Origin of the sequence: Hydrogenophaga sp. RAC07, assembly GCF_001713375.1 — a bacterium.
Lineage (GTDB): Bacteria > Pseudomonadota > Gammaproteobacteria > Burkholderiales > Burkholderiaceae_C > Hydrogenophaga.
Genome location: NZ_CP016449.1, coordinates 2,518,950 through 2,534,967 on the forward strand (window position 1 = coordinate 2,518,950; position 16,018 = coordinate 2,534,967).

Sequence of the window (16,018 nt, forward strand, 5' to 3'; positions counted from 1 at the left end):
GGACTCCATCGAACGGGGGAGTGCCATGGTGGCGCGCCAGCGCCGGGTTGGACTTGACGCGGATCAAGTCCACCAACACCTCAGCGCCGGTCGGGCTTGCGCACCTTGGGTTTGTTGGCGCGCTCTTTTTTCTTGTTCTGGCGCTCGGCGTCGGCCAGCTGGCCGGCGGCAAGCCACTGGAGAAACTGCTCCGGGGTTTCGAGTGTGATGCGACCGAGCACGCCGCTGCGGAAGTCGGCGATCAGCAGCTCGGCCACTTTCTGCCAGTGGATGCTGCCACCCGTGCCGATGGCACCGCGCTTGCGCGCGATGGCGGCCATGAGTTCTTCGTCGGGCAGGCTGGCCACGGTGTCCATCGGCAGACCAAGCTTGTAGCGCGCTTCGAGCTGGGCACCGTAACTGACTTTGAGTTTGGACAGCAATTCCAGCGCCACCTCCTGGTCGTCGTAGGCGTTGCGGCCCACCGCGCCGCTGGCGGCGAGGTTGTAGCCGCTCTCGGGCACCACGATGCGCGGCCACAGCATGCCGGGAGTGTCGAACAGGTAGAAGTCGTCGGCCAGCACCAGGCGTTGTTCGGTGCGTGTGATGCCGGCCTCGTCACCGGTCTTGGCCGAGCGTTTGCCCAGCAGGGTGTTGATCAGCGTGCTCTTGCCCACGTTGGGGATGCCGCAGATGAGCACGCGCATGGGCTTGACCATGCCGCCACGCAGCGGTGCGAGCTCGAAGCACGACGCGATGATGGCGCGCGCCGGCGCGGTGATGCTGGCGTCCAGCGCAATGGCGCGCGTGTTGGGCTGGGCGTTGTAGTGGGCGAGCCAGAGCGCGGTGCGCTCGGGGTCGGCCATGTCCTGCTTGTTGACCACCTTGAGCGTGGGCCGTCCGGCTGTGAGCTCCGCCAGCAGCGGGTTGGCACTCGACCCGGGCAGGCGCGCGTCGAGCATCTCGATCACGACGTCGATCTCCTTCGCGCGCTCGGTGATGGCCTTGCGCGTGAGGTGCATGTGCCCGGGGAACCACTGGATGCTCATGGATGGGTGTTGAAGAAGGGTCTTGAAGAGGAAGGGGAGCGGGGATTGTGCCTTGGTGTATTTCCCGGGGTGTGCGGGCCATGTCGCTGCCTACAATGAATTTCCACCACAACAACTCCCGAGGAGCCCCATGGCCATCACCGTGAAAATCGATCTGGGCTACGAATTCGACGTCAAGGCCAAGGCGGCCGAAGTGTTCGAGGTGCTCTCCGATGTGCCCACATCGGTTGCCCATTTTCCCAAGGTCGAGAAGCTCACCGACCTGGGTGGCGGCGTGTACCAGTGGGAGATGGAGAAGGTCGGCACCGCGCAGGTGAACATCCAGACCATCTACGCCAGCAAGTACGTCAGCGACAAGGCCAAGGGGACCGTGAAGTGGACACCGGTCAAGGGCGTGGGCAACGCGCTGGTGGGCGGCCACTGGAAGATCGTGGACAACAAGAAGTCCACCAACGTGACCCTGGCGATTCAGGGCGAGATCGAAGTGCCGCTGCCTGGCTTGATGAAGATGGTGGTGGCGCCGGTCGTTGAAGGCGAGTTTGAAAAACTGGTCGAAAAATACATCGACAACCTCATCAAACGCTTCGGCGGTGAAAGCTAGGAACACCCCCCGCCGCGCTCACGCGCGACCCCCCTTCAAGGGGGGCGCTGCCTGCGGCCCGGCAAAGCCGGTTCCTCGGCAGCTCTGGTCAACTTCCCCTCAGGCGCTGAGCGTCTGCTTGAAAAACGCCATGGTGCGGTCCCACGACAACTTCGCGGCGGCCGCATCAAAACGCGGCGTGGTGTCGTTGTTGAAGCCGTGCTGCGTGCCCGGGTACTGGTGGGCCGTGTAGCGCACACCGGCCGCCTTGAGCGCCGCCTCGTAGGCCGGCCAGGCGGCATTGATGCGTTCGTCGACCGCGGCGAAATGGATCAACAGCGGCGCCTTGACCTTGGCCGCGTCCTCCACCGGCGGGTGGTTGCCGTAGTAAGGCACGGCCGCGGCCAGATCGGGCAGTTGTGTGGCCAGCATGTGGGCGATGCCACCGCCATAACAAAAGCCCACCACACCCACACGGCCGTTGCTGTCGGAGCGGGCCTTGAGCGTGGCCGCAGCGGCCAACATGTCCTGGCGGGTCTTGACCTGGTCGAGCGTGGCGAACAGCGTGCGCGCCTTGTCTTCGTCACCCGGGTAACCACCCAGCGGCGTGAGCGCATCGGGGGCGAGGGCCAGATATCCGTCGAGCGCAATGCGGCGCGTGATGTCTTCGATGTGCGGGTTCAGGCCACGGTTTTCGTGGATCACGAGCACGCTGGGCAGCTTGCCGGTGGCGTTGGCCGGTTTGGCCACATAGGCCTTGATGGTGCCGTGGCCCGCCGGTGAGGGCACGTCCACCACCGCGGTCTTCAGTCGCGCATCGTCTTTGGGCACCATCTGCGCCGCCGCAAAGTTGGGGCTCAGCGCTGCAAGCAGGCCCGCGGCGGTCATGCCGCCCACGGCGAACTTGCTGGCGCGGTCGAGGAATCCCCGCCGGTCCAGATCGCCGTGCACGTAGGCGTCAAACAGGATCAGCAGTTCTTGATCGAAGTCGGCGGCAGTGAGGCGGGGCATGGTGTCTCCTGAGGCAAAGCGTGCAGGATAGACGCGACCCGCGCCAACCGAGCGCAATCACCACCGGGGAGTGCGGGTCTTGAGGTGCCACCGGGCAGCGCGCCGCTGCCCTGGCCTCAGGCGGTCACGGCGATGGGCTGTGCCTGTGGCCGGCCCAGACGGGCAGGCGAAACGTATTCCTGCCGGTAGATCTCGAACGGCATGGTGTCCGCCGCTTCGATGGCGCGCTGGTCCTCCACCGACTTGGCCGCCATGGCCTCGAAGCGGGCCTGCTGCTTGGTGCTCCATTCAAGCCCGAGCAGGTGCTGGTGCGTCACCCGCGATTGCGCACGCGCAAAGCCCACGAACGAATCGTCGTGGTGCGTGTGCATGGCCTCGAGCACACGGGCCGAAGGCAGCAGCTCGGGCGACCGCAGGTGGGCGATGGCCAGTGCCACGGCGTTGGCGTGGTCGATGCCGCCGTGCGCGAGGTCCAGCGACTCGGCGATGGGCACCAGCTCGGCCAGGATATCGTCGGCCCACTGCATGAGCGGCACGGCCACACCGTTGCGCAGGAGGGTCAGGCCGGGCTCACGACCGCGCGCAGCGGTGAGGTGCTGGTTGTGCGCGAGTTCGTGGATTTCGGCCGGCGTGTCGGGCGGGCTGTCCGACAGCATGCAATGCAGCAGGAACACGTCGAGAAAACGCAGCGTGGAGGCACCGATGCCGATGGGCTCGAACGGGTTGAGGTCCATCAAACGCACCTCGATGTACTCCACACCGCGTTCGCGCAGCGCGTGCAGCGGGCGCTCGCCGGGGTAGATCACGCGCTTGGGGCGGATGGTGCCGTAGAACTCGTTCTCGATCTGCAGCAAGGTGGTGGCGAGCTGGTTGTAGTCGCCGCCCGGGTTGCGGATGCCCAGGGCTTCGTACGCGGGCCACGGGCGCGTGAGCGCATCGTGCAGCGAGGCGGCATAACCTTCCAGGCCGTTGTAGCTCACGGCCAGCGTGGCCTGCGCTTCGCTTTGGTAACCCAGACGACCCATGCGCAGCGAGGTGCCGTGCGGCATGTAGAGCGTGCGCTCGCTGAGCTTCTGCAGTTCGTGTTCACGGCCTTCGACAAACGACGAACACACCGCGGGCGATGCACCGAACAGCGTGAGCAGCAGAAAGGCATGGCGGCGGAAATTGCGGATGGTGGCGAAGTACTCGTCGCTGCTCACACCGGGCAGCGACCAGTTGTAGTGAATGCCCGAGATGGTCTGCATGCGCCGGCCATAGCGGTGGCCCAGGCCCATGCGGTAGACGCTCTTGGCGCGGCCCACGTTGGACGAACCGTAGCGGCCCAGCGGAATGGTCTCGTCGGTGGGCAGGCCGCAGGGCATGCTGGAGGCCCACATCATCTCGTCGCCCACGGCACGCAGGCTGCGCACGGTGTACTGGTGCACCTCGGTGAGCTCGGCCAGGCAGGACTCCACCGAGCCGTGCACGCCGGTGATGAGTTCGAGCTGCGACTCGCTGTAATCGGTGGTGATGTGCGGGTGCGTCAGCGCGCTGCCCAGGGCCGCGGGGTGCGGCGTGAGCGCAAGCTTGCCGTCCGGCTGCGACCGCAGGCTCTCTTTTTCAAGGCCGCGGCGCATGCCGCGCAGGCGCTCACCCGATAGGGCGTCCAGCCGGTGATTCAGAGAGGTCATACAGGGGTCGTGTTGCAGGTCCGGGGGGCGGAAGTTAACACGGCTGCGCCATTTCTGCTGGCCGCACCTGGATCGGCTCTGTGGTACGCAGGGACGGGCCTTGCGCCCGCTGCAGCCAGGCCTCGACGTGCTGTGGATCGTTCAACAATCGCAGGTCGTCGTAGGCCTGCCGCGCTTCGGGGTAACGCTTGCGCAGGTAGTTGAGCCATTGTTTGAGGCGACCGGCGCGGTGTCGGCGCTCCACGCGCGCGCTCACCTGTTGCCAGAAGATCTGCATGAGCGGAGGCAACACCTCCCACGGCACATTGCCGTGACCCTTGATGGCCAGGGCCAGGCCGGGGTCGGTGACCATGCCGCGCCCGATCATGAGGTGTTCGCAACCGGTGACTTCGCGGCAGCGCACGGCGTCGGCCACGGTCCAGATCTCGCCGTTGGCAATCACCGGCAGGCGCAGGTGGGGCGGCAAGGATTCGCGCACCTCGGCCAACCGGTCCCAGTAAGCCGGCGGCCGGTACCCGTGGGCCTTGGTGCGCGCGTGGATCACGAGCTCGTCGGCGCCGGCTTCGGCGATGGCGTGCGCACAGTCCTCGGCGCGCGCATCGTCGTTGAAGCCCAGGCGCATCTTGGCCGACACGGGCACGTGCGCCGGCACGGCGCGGCGCACCGCAGCCACGATGCGGCCGATGAGGTCGGGCTCGTCGAGCAGCACGGCGCCGCCGCGGCTCTGGTTGACGGTTTTGGCGGGGCAGCCAAAGTTGAGGTCGATGCCGTGCGGGCCGAGACCGGCGAGTCGCTCCGCGTTCTCGGCCAGGCAGCTGGGGTCGGAGCCCAGCAGTTGCGCCCGCACCGGCACGCCGGCGCGGGTGCGGCCGCCGTTGAGCAGCTCCGGCACCACGCGCACGAACACGCGCTCGGGCAAGAGCATGTCGGTGACGCGGATGAATTCGCTCACGCAGCGGTCGATGCCACCGGTGCGCGTGAGCACATCGCGCAGGGTGGCGTCGAGCAAACCTTCCATGGGGGCGAGCAACAGCATGGGGGTATTGTCCTTTGCTTGGACAATGCGTTTCATGGCTTGTTTTCTTTCTCCGGCGGGTCCGGTCATCGGCGACCGGGCGGAACGCCTCCGCGAATGTCCCCCGACCCGGCTGCGCCGGGTCTCCTCCTTGACTTCGCTGCGCCGTTCCACCCGATCGCCGATGACCTCGTTGGTGCGAGGACGGTTGGTGCGTGACCATCGTTGCAGCTCGCGGGCGCATGGCGCTCTGCGCAGCGGCGTAGAGGAGGAGAGGCGGCGCAGCCGCCTCGGGGGACAGCCGCGGAGCAGAGCGCCGTGCGTCCGCGAGCCCGCGAGGTCGTTGTGAGCCATGTCTCCCTGGTCCACGAAGACCCACATGTCCTGGTATTCAACAAACCCGATGGGCTGCTGGCCGTCCCGGGCAGAGGCCCAGACAAACAGGACTGCCTGAGCACCAGAGCCCAAGCCCGCTGGCCCGACGCCCTCGTGGTGCACCGGCTCGACATGGCCACCTCCGGCCTCGTGGTCATGGCCAGAGGCATCGATGCACAACGCACACTGAGCCTCGCGTTTGAAGAACGCCGCGTGCACAAACGCTATACCGCCGTCGTCGCCGGTGAACTCGTCAACACCCAACCCGACAACGGCTGGAACACCATCGACCTGCCGCTGATGGCCGACTGGCCCAACCGGCCCATGCAGAAGGTGGACCACGAACACGGCAAACCCAGCACCACCCGCTGGCGCATCGCCCCGGGCCACACAGCATCCGGCACCACCCGGCTCGAACTCGAACCCGTGACCGGACGCACACACCAGCTGCGCGTGCACCTGCAAGCCCTTGGATACCCCATGGTTGGTGATGCGTTGTACGCTGCGCCCGACGCCGTTGCCATGGCCAGCCGCCTGCTGCTGCACGCGCACTGGCTCTCGCTGCCGCACCCCGTCCACGGCCAGACCCTGGAATTCCACAGCCCCTGCCCTTTCTGAACACACCATGACGCCTCAACACCTCACCATCCTCACCGGCGCCTCGCGCGGCATGGGACTGGCCATGGCCCGTCAGCTGCTCGACCCCACACGCCACCTCCTGTGCATCTCGCGCCAGGTCAACGACGAACTGGCGGCAGAAGCCAAAGCCCTCGGCGCCCCGCTCACCCAGTGGTCGCAAGACCTCGCCGACACCACCGGTGCGGCCAACCGCCTGCAGGCCTTTCTGGAGAGCCAGCCCGCCAACACCTGGGTCAGCGCCACGCTGATCAACAACGCCGGCGTGATCCCGCGCATCGGCCCGCTGGATCAGTGCCCGCCCGACGATCTGGCCAACGCACTGCGTGTGGGTCTTGAAGCGCCCATGCAACTCACCGCCGCCTTTTTGCGCGCCACCACTGCGTGGGTGGAGGCGGGCTGGCGCGGGCCGCGCAAGGTGCTCAACATTTCCTCGGGCCTGGGCCGCAGCGCCATGGCCGCACAAGCCCCTTACTGCGCCGCCAAGGCCGGCATGGACCACTTCACCCGCTGCAGCGCGCTCGACGAAGCCCACCGCGAACACGGCGCACGCCTGGTCTCACTCGCCCCCGGTGTGATCGACACCGACATGCAGGTGCAGTTGCGCGCGGGAGACCCGGCGGCCTTTCCCGACCGCAGCCGGTTTGTGGAACTCCAGCGCCAGGGCCAGCTCACAACACCCGACGCCGCGGCCGCGCGCGTGCTGGCCTTTCTGGAACGCGCCGATTTCGGCGAACAGGCGGTGGCCGACGTGCGTGGCTGAGACCCCGACCCAACGGAGCGATGGATGAACCGACGCGAATTTGCACTGACGACCGCCGTGGGCCTGGGCAGCACCGCCCTGCCCGCCTGGGCCCAGGCACCGGGCTTCTGGGACCTGCTGCGTGAAGGCGGCTGCGTGGTGCTCATGCGCCATGCTTTGACCGACCCCGGTGTGGGCGACCCGCCGAACTTCCAGATCGGCAACTGCAGCACGCAGCGCAACCTGAGCGAGGCCGGGCGCGAGCAGGCGCGGCGCGTGGGTGCGGCATTCATGCGCGAACGTGTGAAGCTCGACCAGGTGCGCTCCAGCGCCTGGTGCCGTTGTGTGGACACCGCCATGCTGGCTTTCAAGCAGAACACCGTGTGGCCACCGATCAACTCGTTTTTTGGTGCGGGTGGGCAGGACGAACAGACCCGCGCGGTGCTGGCAGCCGTGCAGGGCTGGCAGGCGCCGCGCAACCTGATGCTGGTCACGCACCAGGTCAATGTCAGCGCACTCACGGGTGAGTTTCTGGCCATGGGCGAGGTTTTCGTGACGCGCCCCGGTGCGCAGGGCAAAGACCCTGCCCGCCTGCGTGTGCTGGCCCGCCAGACGTTCTGACGCAGATCAAGGTGGGGCCTGATGCGGGGGCTACGATAGCGATTTCACACACATCAGGAGACATCCCATGAGCAGAGAAGTTGTTGTCGTCAGCGCCGTGCGCACCGCCATTGGCACCTTTGGCGGCAGCCTGAAAGACCAGGCCCCCACCGAGCTCGGCGCGCTCGTGGTGCGCGAATCGCTGGCGCGTGCCGGCGTGGATGGCAAGGAGGTGGGCCATGTGGTGTTTGGCCACGTGGTCAACACCGAACCCAGGGACATGTACCTCTCGCGTGTGGCCGCCATCAACGGCGGCTGCGCCGAGGGCACGCCCGCCTTCAACGTCAACCGCCTGTGCGGCTCGGGCCTGCAGGCCATCGTGTCGGCCTCACAAAGCATCCTGCTGGGCGACACCGACGTGGCCATTGGCGGCGGCGCGGAAAACATGAGCCTTGCACCGTTCGCCAGTCTCAACATGCGTTGGGGCGCCCGCATGGGTGACACCAAGATGGTGGACATGATGGTCGGCGCGCTGCACGACCCCTTCCACACCATCCACATGGGCGTGACGGCCGAGAACATCGCCGCCAAGTGGGGCATCAGCCGCGAAGACCAGGACAAGCTGGCGGTGGAAAGCCACAACCGCGCGCAGCGCGCCACCGCGGAAGGCCGCTTCAAGGACCAGATCGTGCCGGTGGTGCTCAAGAGCCGCAAAGGTGACGTGTCCTGGGCAACCGACGAACACTTCCGCCCCGACTGCACGCTGGAAGACATGGCCAAGCTCAAGCCGGTGTTCCTGAAAGAAAACGGCACCGTGACCGCCGGCAACGCCTCGGGCCTGAACGACGCGGCCGCGGCCGTGGTGCTGATGGAAGCCGGTGCCGCCAAGGCGCGCGGCGCCAAGCCCCTGGCGCGTCTGGTGGCCTACGCGCACGCCGGCGTGGACCCCAAGTACATGGGCATCGGCCCGGTGCCCGCCACCAAGATCGCGCTGGAAAAAGCGGGCCTCACGGTGAAGGACCTGGACGTGATCGAGGCCAACGAAGCCTTTGCGGCCCAGGCCTGCGCCGTCACGCGCGACCTCGGCCTGGACCCGGCCAAGGTCAACCCCAACGGCTCGGGCATTTCGCTCGGCCACCCGATCGGCGCCACCGGCGCGCTGATCACGGTCAAGGCCATTCACGAACTGCACCGTGTGCAGGGCCGCTACGCGCTGGTGACCATGTGCATCGGTGGCGGCCAGGGGATTGCAGCGATCTTCGAGCGGATTTGAAGGCCAGGCGGCAGAATGACCGCCATGCCCGATCACGCTCCCGCTCCACCCAGACCCTGGGCGCCCGCCCTGGCCGAACTTGAACGCGGCCTGCTGCAGCGCGACGTGGCCGCCCGCGCGCTGCTGCTCGCTGCGCTGGCCGGTGAACACGTGCTGCTGCTCGGCCCGCCGGGCACCGCCAAGAGCGAACTCGCGCGCCGGCTGCAGCGCCTGCTGCCGGGCGCACACTATTTCGAGCGCCTGCTCACGCGGTTCACCGTGCCCGAGGAACTCTTCGGCCCGCTCTCGCTGCGCGCGCTCGAAGACGACCGCTACGAGCGCCTGACCGAGGGTTACCTGCCCAGCGCCGAGGTGGCCTTTCTGGACGAGGTGTTCAAGGCCAACTCGGCGATTCTCAACACCCTGCTGGGCCTGCTGCACGAACGCCAGTTCGACAACGGCAGCCAGCGCCTGCCGGTGCCGCTGGTGTGCCTGGTGGGCGCCAGCAACGAGCAGCCGCAGGACGACAGCCTGCTCGCGTTTTACGACCGCTTTCTGCTGCGCGTGCCGGTGCAGCCGGTGGACGACGCGCACTTTGCCGCACTGTTGCAAACCAGCGTGGCCAGCGCCGGCGCACCCCCGGCCGAAACGCTGATCGATCGGCACCGGCTTGATGCCCTGCGCGCGCAGGCATCGCACACCACCTTGGGCGACTCCGTGCTCGGGCTGTTGCTGCAGGCGCGGCAACACGCCACGCACACAAGCCAGTCCGTGTCGGACCGACGCTGGCGCCAGCTCGTGGAGCTGCTGAAACTGCAGGCCGCCAGCCGAGGCACTCCCGAGGTGTCCGACTGGGACCTGTGGCTGCTGCCCTTTGTGCTCGCGGCCGATCCGTCACACGTGCCCGGCTGGACCGACTTCTTCATGCACCGCGTGGCGCAGACCGCCCCGCTTGCGCTGGACGGACTGGAGCGCGCGGTCAACGCGTTTGAACAGCAGCTCGACATCGAGCGCCGCGCCCCGGCCGATGCGCAGGACGACAGCGCGGGCAAGGTGGCCCTGGCCCGGTCCATCGCCGGCCCCACCGCGGGCGAGAGCGAGATGGTGCGCATCACCAGCGAGCGAGCGCACAGACGCTACAGCCCGGTGCACATCGAGGCGCGCGTGGCGCAGACCGACGAACTGCTCGAGCGCCTGGGAGCGCTGCACAGCGAGCTGGTGGCCGTGGCGCACGCGGTGCTGGAGCCCGCGCGCTCACACGACTGGCTGCCACCGTCGTGGCTGGCGCAGATCGAATCGGTGCACCTGGGCCGCTGCGAGCACCTGGCTGCGCTGCTGGCGCAACTGCGCGTCACCCGCAGCGGTTTCGCGGACCTGCCGGTGGACACAGTGCTCACGGATCGGCCTGCGCCATTGACCTGGCAAGAGGCCTGATCGATTCGAGGGCACGATGGTGTCAGCTCCCTCAACGCCCTACCACCACCTCGAGACCCTGCCGCGCGAGCTGTGGCGATGGGCCGTGGTGTGCAGCAGTGGCCAGCCCGCCGCGCGCCTGCCCCACATGGCGCGCTGGATGACCGCGCTGATGGCCGGCGCCCTGCCCGACACCACCGACGACTTTGGCGACGCCCCCGCCACGCAGTCCCTGCGCCCCTTGCTGCTGGAACTGGAACTGCTGACCCTCACCCAGGGCAGCGCGCCGCTCACACGGCAGGTGATGCAGAGCCTGCTGTGGCACCTGGACAGCCTGGTCGACCGCCCGCCCGGCGAACCACGCGACCAGGCCATCGCACGCATGCGGGCCGAATTCCGCGACAGCTGGGACGTGCAACGCCAGGGCTGGGACGAGGTGCTCTCGCTGCTGCAGTCGCTGGGGGACCTCGCCCACCTGCGCTGGGACGATCTGCAAGGCCACCTGAACCGGCGCGAATGGGGCGAGGCGCGGCGCATCGGCGAGCTGCTGCAGCGCCTGCCACAGCTCGCGCGCTTCATCGACGGCGTGGGTCGGCGCGAACACGCGCAGCAGCCGCCGGCCATCACCACACAGCCCGATACCCGCCAGCAGTTGCCCGCCGCGCGCCATCCGGCCGACGAAGACGAGCGCCGTCCCGAACCCACCGCGGTGGACGGTGTGCGCCGCTCGCGCACGCTGGCACGCATGACCGGTGGCGAGAGCCTCAACCTCACCCGCCCGGTGCTGCGGCGCCTGTGGCGCGCGCGTTTTGCCGAAGCCCAGTTGCTCACCTACGACGACCGCGCGCGCGAACAGTCGAAGCGCCCCTTGCCGCAGCCCGAGCCCCAAGCGCTGCGCCAAGCCGCCACCCACGCCGGTCGCGGCCCGCTCATCGTGTGCCTGGACACCTCGGGCTCGATGCGCGGCGCGCCGGAAAACGTGGCCAAGGCCTGCGTGCTGCAGGCCTTGCGCAGCGCCCACGCGGGCCGCCGCGCCTGCCGCCTGCTGGCCTTCGGCGGACCCGACGAACTGCTGGAACGCGATCTGGCGATGGACGCCGACGGCCTGTCGCTCCTGCTCGACCTGATGGGCCAGAGCTTCGATGGCGGCACCGATGTGCAGACACCGCTGGAGCGCGCGGTGGCGCTGGTGCAGACCACGGGATGGCACGAGGCCGATGTGCTGATCGTGGGCGATGGCGAGTTCGGCGTGACCCACGCGACGCTGGCCCAACTGCGCGATGCCAAACAACGTCTGGCGCTGCGCGTGCACGGCATCCTGATCGGCGACCGCGAGACCGTGGGCCTGGCCGAGGTGTGCGACCAGCTGCACTGGGTACGCGATTGGCGCCGCTGGGGCAACACGGCCTCGCGCGTGAGCGACGACTTTTCGCCCGTGCACAGCCGCAGCCTCACCGCGCTGTACTTTCCGAACGCCATCCGCCGCTGACACCCGGGGCGTCTGCGGCCAAGCGCCTGCGGTCTGCACCGGCTGGTCGCGAGTGACGCACTGTGGAACGCTGGCGGTCTGTGTTCTGCCAGGAGTTCGTGTTGCGCACGCGCTGTTTTCTCCTCCCCCGCAACGCCATCCGCGGTTTCGCGCTGGCGGGCTGGCTGGGACTCGTTGCGGGCTTCGCGCTCGCACAGCCGCTGGACGTGTTCACGCCACGCCCCACCGGCGTGCAGCACGACACGCGTCCAGCGAATGCGCTGTACCTGCACAACCGGCACATCGCCACCTTTCGCGCCAGCCTGCTCGGCGATTCGCCCGCCGACCGGGTGGAACTCGCCCGAGTCGCGCTGGCCGAGGCCCTGCGCAACGCTGAACGTCCCACGGTGACGCACACCGCCACACCGGATTCGGTGCGTTTCGAACTGAACGGCCGCACCGTGTTTTTTCTCGTGGCCGCCGACACAGGCACACCGCGGCCCGAAGCCGCGTTGGAGCCGACCTCGCGGGATGTTCAGGTTCGGCTGGAAAAGGCGGTGGCCGAAGCCGCCGAGTTGCGCGATCGCCTGCGCATCGCCACCGACCTGCTGGTCTGCTTGGGCGCCAGCCTGCTGGCCAGCACGCTGGTGAGCGGAACCCTCCAGCTGCGCGAGCGTGTCGCCCAACGGATTCACGCCGCCTTGCACCGGCCAGCGTCTGCCACCGCGGGCGCCCGGCTGGTCGCCATCTTTTCGGAACACGCGCATGTGGCCTGCCGGCTGGTGACCAACGCCGCGGCCTGGGTGATCGTGCTGCTCATCCTGGACACGTGGGTCACCTTTGTGCTGCTGCAATTTGCGTGGACACGGCCCTGGGGCGAACAGTCGTCCACCTGGATGCGGGAGGTGCTGCACCACTTCGCCAGCGCCACCGCCGCTGCGGTGCCCGGCCTGGTGGTGGCCGGGCTCATCTTCGCGATCGCACGCATGGTGTCCCGGGCCAACGCGGCCTTCCTGCACCGGGTGCAGAGTGGCGACGTCCAGCTGGCCTGGCTCGACGCCCACACCGCTCTGCCGAACCGCCGTGTGTGCGACACCGTGCTCTGGCTCTTCGCCGTGGCCATGGCCTACCCCTACCTGCCGGGGGCCGAAACGGAAGCCTTCAGGGCGCTCTCGGTCATGACCGGGCTCATGCTCTCGCTGGGCGCATCCAGCGCCGTGGGGCAGGCCCTCTCGGGTTTGAGCCTGATGTATTCGCGCTCGCTGCGCGTGGGCCAGCACGTGAAGATCGGCGAGACCGAAGGCACCGTGGTCGCGCTGGGCATGTTCACCACCCGCCTGCACACGCCCGCCGGTGACGACGTGAGCCTGCCCAACAAGCTGATCTTCGGCCTGCCGATCCGGCACCTGACGCCATCGTCGGGGCAAGGCATGACGGACCCGCAGGCCGCAAGACGCGATGACATGGGCAGGCCACTGTGACGGCCCTTGAATACGCCCCTATGGCCTGCGCTCCACCACCTTGCTGCTGGTGACGCTGGCAGTGAAATAGCCAAATAGCCCGCGGGACCGGGGTGGCTCGGCTGCAACAGCCAAGCCACCCGAAGCGCGTTCGTCTCGACGGCGTTCGCCGGATGTGGAAAGCTCTCGGGCATCGTCCTGACTCGGGGGGTTCACTTGCCCAACCAACCACGTGCTGCCCGATCTTCCGCCCTGTGCAAGATCCTGGTCTTTTGCGCGGGCCTGTTGCCCCACTGGCTGGGCGCCCAGCCCCTGGACCTTGCGGCCCCCGCCGACCGACCGCCCGCCACAGCCGAAGCCGCCGAGGGTCCCGACACCCTGTATCTCCACAACCGGCGCATTGCGACGTTTCGCGCCACCTTGCTGGGCGACACACCGGTTCAGCGCGTGCGGCTGGCCGAAGCAGCGCTGGCGGCAGCCTTGAAAACCCCGGGTCCGCGATCGGTGAGCCAGACGAACACGGGCGCCTCGGTGCGTTTCGAGGTGGACGGCCGCACGGTTTTTTTCCTCACGGCCGGCGACTCGGATGCACCGCGGCCGGAAGCCTCGCTGGAGTCGCTGACACGCGACGTGCTGTTGCGGCTGGAGACGGCGGTGGCGGAAGCCGCCGAAGTGCACGACCCGCGCCGCATTGCGCTGGGTCTGGCGTTTTCAATCCTGGCCTCGCTGGCAGCCTGGCTGCTGGTGCGCGGCATCTTTCGCCTCCGACGACACGTTGCCAGGCGGGTCTACACCGCCATGCAGACCCCCACCGGCCCGGGCTCTCACTCCGCCCTGGTCACCACCTATGCCGAACACGCGCGCGTGGCCTCCCGGTTGTTGATGGGCGCCGTGGCCTGGACCTTGGTGGTGCTGATCGTCGACGCCTGGGCGACCTTCGTGCTGCACCAGTTTGCCTGGACAAGGCCCTGGGGAGAACGCTCGACCGCCTGGCTGCTGGAGGTGCTGCGCCAGTTCGCCGGCTCCATCGCATCCGCTGTGCCCGGACTGGTCGTGGCGGCCCTGATCTTCGTGATCGCACGCATGGTGTCCCGGGCCAACGCCGCCTTCCTGCGCCGGGTGGAAAGCGGCGACATCGCGCTGGCCTGGATCGACCAGGACACCGCCTCGCCCACGCGGCGTTTGAGCAACTTCGTGATCTGGTTGTTCGCGCTGGCCATGGCCTACCCCTACCTGCCAGGCGCCAACACCGAAGCCTTCAAGGCCCTGTCGGTGATGGCCGGTCTGATGTTGTCCCTGGGTGCATCCAGCGTGGTGGGGCAGGCGCTGTCGGGTCTGAGCCTCATGTATTCACGCTCGCTGCGCGTGGGCGAATACGTGAAGATCGGTGACACCGAGGGCACCGTGACCAGCCTGGGCATGTTCACCACCAAGGTGCACACCGGCATGGGCGAAGAGGTGAGCCTGCCCAACAGCGTGATCTTCAGCCAGCCGATCCGCAACTTCTCGCGCCTGGTGGAAGACGGGCAATTCATGCTGCAGACGGGTGTGACCATCGGCTACGGCACGCCCTGGCGCCAGGTGCACGCCCTGCTGCTGGAAGCCGCCCGGCGCACGCCCGGCGTGGCCGCGGAGCCCAGACCTTACGTGGTGCAAACGGCTTTGTCGGACTTCTATGTGGAATACCGGCTTTGCGCACAAAGCAACAAGAACGCGCCTCGACGTCGCGCCGACGCGCTCCACCAGCTGCACGCCAACATCCTGGACGTGTTCAACGAGAACGGTGTGCAGATCATGTCGCCGCACTACCGGTCCGACCCACCCGAGCCGCAGGTGGTGCCGCAGGGCCCTTGGGCCTCACCGCCGCCAGGCCACCCACTGTCGCCAGCGGGCGCCAGCACAGCGCCGGTTCAGTCGCCCTGAAATCCGCCGGCGCGGCAGGTCACCACCAAGGTGTCGCGCCACCCGAGCGAGTCGCCTTCCAGGGGTTGAATGGGCGTGCTTTCATGGATCACGCGCGCATCGTCCAGCAGCAGCAGCGACCAGGGCTCGCGCAGCGTGAAGCGCTGGCCGCCCGGACCGTTGGCTTCGAACACGCGGCTCTCGCCACCTTTGATGCCGTGGCGGCCCACCATGAACACGGCCACCAGATCCACTCCGTCGCGGTGCGCACCCTCGGGCGTGGGCCGGCCGATGCCGTCGGTGGTGTCGATGCGAAACGGGTGCGCCTCCACAAACCAGGGTTGCTGGCCGCGCAGCGCGCTGGCCACCTCGCCCAGCCGGGTGAGCAGCCGGCCCCACACCGGCTGCGCCACCACCGCCGGTTCCATGGGTTCGAACCAGCGCTGCATGCCGCCGTGCAGGGCGTTGTACTCCAGCGGTTGCCAGTGCGCGCGGTGGGGCGACTGCTGCACCTGCTCACCGTCCACCACAAAGCAGCTGTGGCGCCGGCTGCGGTAACGCCCGCCGTCCTTCAGGTAAGCGTCGGTCGGCAGGTGGTCCCAGCCGGTGTGCAGGGCCTGCAGCTCGCCCGCACTGGCGGGCAGCCACTGCGCCACGCTGGCGGCGCTGAGCAGTGCAAATCCCGTGGTCTTGAGGGACGTGTCGAGCTGTGAAAGGGGAAGGTACGGAGGCTGGAATTCGCTGGTCATGGAGCGGCAGTTTACTGGCCGGGTCCGGTTGGTCCGGGGCCGCCTGAAGCGTTTTCATGCGCTGGATCAAAACGTCTGCGTCCGGTCGGGCGCAAGCTGTGCGCAGGCCGGAAT

The 16,018-nt window shown here is 68.1% G+C and carries 14 protein-coding genes; 9 read left to right on the top strand and 5 right to left on the bottom strand.

The features are described from left to right. Positions 1-80: 80 nt before the first annotated feature. Complete coding sequence (gene ylqF / locus BSY239_RS11715; protein ID WP_069047006.1) at positions 81-1,028, bottom strand: ribosome biogenesis GTPase YlqF; 948 nt, start codon at positions 1,026-1,028, stop codon at positions 81-83. Between the two features lie 130 nt (positions 1,029-1,158). On the opposite strand from ylqF, the gene BSY239_RS11720 reads away from it, so the two are divergent. Continuing rightward, entirely contained in the window at positions 1,159-1,629 is a 471-nt protein-coding gene (locus BSY239_RS11720) for an SRPBCC family protein (protein WP_069047007.1), read from the top strand. Positions 1,630-1,728: 99 nt separating this feature from the next. On the opposite strand, the gene BSY239_RS11725 is transcribed toward BSY239_RS11720, so the two are convergent. The 3 genes from BSY239_RS11725 to BSY239_RS11735 form a co-directional block, all read right to left on the bottom strand. After that, positions 1,729-2,619 carry a dienelactone hydrolase family protein gene (locus BSY239_RS11725; protein ID WP_069047008.1) on the bottom strand — a complete coding sequence of 297 codons (891 nt, stop codon included), beginning with the start codon at positions 2,617-2,619 and terminating at the stop codon, positions 1,729-1,731. Between the two features lie 116 nt (positions 2,620-2,735). After that, positions 2,736-4,292, bottom strand: coding sequence for a glutamate--cysteine ligase (gshA, locus tag BSY239_RS11730; protein ID WP_069047009.1), 1,557 nt, complete (start codon positions 4,290-4,292; stop codon positions 2,736-2,738). A gap of 34 nt (positions 4,293-4,326) precedes the next feature. Beyond that, positions 4,327-5,328 carry a tRNA dihydrouridine synthase gene (locus tag BSY239_RS11735; RefSeq protein ID WP_069047010.1) on the bottom strand — a complete coding sequence of 334 codons (1,002 nt, stop codon included), beginning with the start codon at positions 5,326-5,328 and terminating at the stop codon, positions 4,327-4,329. 297 nt (positions 5,329-5,625) lie between these two features. Here BSY239_RS11735 and BSY239_RS11740 point away from each other — a divergent pair, with 297 nt between their 5' ends. From BSY239_RS11740 to BSY239_RS11775, 8 genes are all read left to right on the top strand, one after another. Further along, positions 5,626-6,300: a pseudouridine synthase gene (locus tag BSY239_RS11740; RefSeq protein ID WP_069047011.1), complete on the top strand. Its 675-nt coding sequence runs from the start codon at positions 5,626-5,628 to the stop codon at positions 6,298-6,300. 7 nt (positions 6,301-6,307) lie between these two features. Next, positions 6,308-7,081: an SDR family NAD(P)-dependent oxidoreductase gene (locus BSY239_RS11745; protein ID WP_069047012.1), complete on the top strand. Its 774-nt coding sequence runs from the start codon at positions 6,308-6,310 to the stop codon at positions 7,079-7,081. Between the two features lie 24 nt (positions 7,082-7,105). Further along, complete coding sequence (locus BSY239_RS11750) at positions 7,106-7,681, top strand: histidine phosphatase family protein (RefSeq protein ID WP_069047013.1); 576 nt, start codon at positions 7,106-7,108, stop codon at positions 7,679-7,681. A 67-nt stretch (positions 7,682-7,748) separates the two neighbouring features. Beyond that, a complete protein-coding gene (gene bktB / locus BSY239_RS11755; protein ID WP_069047014.1) occupies positions 7,749-8,933 on the top strand; it encodes a beta-ketothiolase BktB in 1,185 nt (394 codons plus the stop codon). 24 nt (positions 8,934-8,957) lie between these two features. Continuing rightward, the gene (locus BSY239_RS11760; RefSeq protein ID WP_069048950.1) at positions 8,958-10,346 is read left to right on the top strand and encodes an AAA family ATPase; all 1,389 of its coding nucleotides are present in this window, start codon (positions 8,958-8,960) and stop codon (positions 10,344-10,346) included. A 16-nt stretch (positions 10,347-10,362) separates the two neighbouring features. Beyond that, complete coding sequence (locus BSY239_RS11765) at positions 10,363-11,814, top strand: VWA domain-containing protein (protein WP_069047015.1); 1,452 nt, start codon at positions 10,363-10,365, stop codon at positions 11,812-11,814. A gap of 98 nt (positions 11,815-11,912) precedes the next feature. Further along, entirely contained in the window at positions 11,913-13,274 is a 1,362-nt protein-coding gene (locus BSY239_RS11770; protein WP_172823104.1) for a mechanosensitive ion channel domain-containing protein, read from the top strand. 195 nt (positions 13,275-13,469) lie between these two features. Next, complete coding sequence (locus tag BSY239_RS11775; protein WP_083239937.1) at positions 13,470-15,176, top strand: mechanosensitive ion channel family protein; 1,707 nt, start codon at positions 13,470-13,472, stop codon at positions 15,174-15,176. Here BSY239_RS11775 and BSY239_RS11780 read toward each other — a convergent pair. Beyond that, positions 15,164-15,904, bottom strand: a complete 741-nt coding sequence (locus tag BSY239_RS11780; protein WP_069047017.1) for a 2OG-Fe dioxygenase family protein — start codon at positions 15,902-15,904, stop codon at positions 15,164-15,166. The genes BSY239_RS11775 and BSY239_RS11780 overlap by 13 nt on opposite strands. Between the last annotated feature and the right edge of the window lie 114 nt (positions 15,905-16,018).

Excerpts from the sequence above, each read along its gene's own strand:
- ylqF (WP_069047006.1), bottom strand. The coding sequence starts at position 1,028 with ATGAGCATCCAGTGGTTCCCCGGGCACATGCACCTCACGCGCAAGGCC.
- BSY239_RS11720 (WP_069047007.1), top strand. The coding sequence starts at position 1,159 with ATGGCCATCACCGTGAAAATCGATCTGGGCTACGAATTCGACGTCAAG.
- BSY239_RS11725 (WP_069047008.1), bottom strand. The coding sequence starts at position 2,619 with ATGCCCCGCCTCACTGCCGCCGACTTCGATCAAGAACTGCTGATCCTG.
- gshA (WP_069047009.1), bottom strand. The coding sequence starts at position 4,292 with ATGACCTCTCTGAATCACCGGCTGGACGCCCTATCGGGTGAGCGCCTG.
- BSY239_RS11735 (WP_069047010.1), bottom strand. The coding sequence starts at position 5,328 with ATGCTGTTGCTCGCCCCCATGGAAGGTTTGCTCGACGCCACCCTGCGC.
- BSY239_RS11745 (WP_069047012.1), top strand. The coding sequence starts at position 6,308 with ATGACGCCTCAACACCTCACCATCCTCACCGGCGCCTCGCGCGGCATG.
- BSY239_RS11750 (WP_069047013.1), top strand. The coding sequence starts at position 7,106 with ATGAACCGACGCGAATTTGCACTGACGACCGCCGTGGGCCTGGGCAGC.
- bktB (WP_069047014.1), top strand. The coding sequence starts at position 7,749 with ATGAGCAGAGAAGTTGTTGTCGTCAGCGCCGTGCGCACCGCCATTGGC.
- BSY239_RS11760 (WP_069048950.1), top strand. The coding sequence starts at position 8,958 with ATGCCCGATCACGCTCCCGCTCCACCCAGACCCTGGGCGCCCGCCCTG.
- BSY239_RS11765 (WP_069047015.1), top strand. The coding sequence starts at position 10,363 with ATGGTGTCAGCTCCCTCAACGCCCTACCACCACCTCGAGACCCTGCCG.
- BSY239_RS11780 (WP_069047017.1), bottom strand. The coding sequence starts at position 15,904 with ATGACCAGCGAATTCCAGCCTCCGTACCTTCCCCTTTCACAGCTCGAC.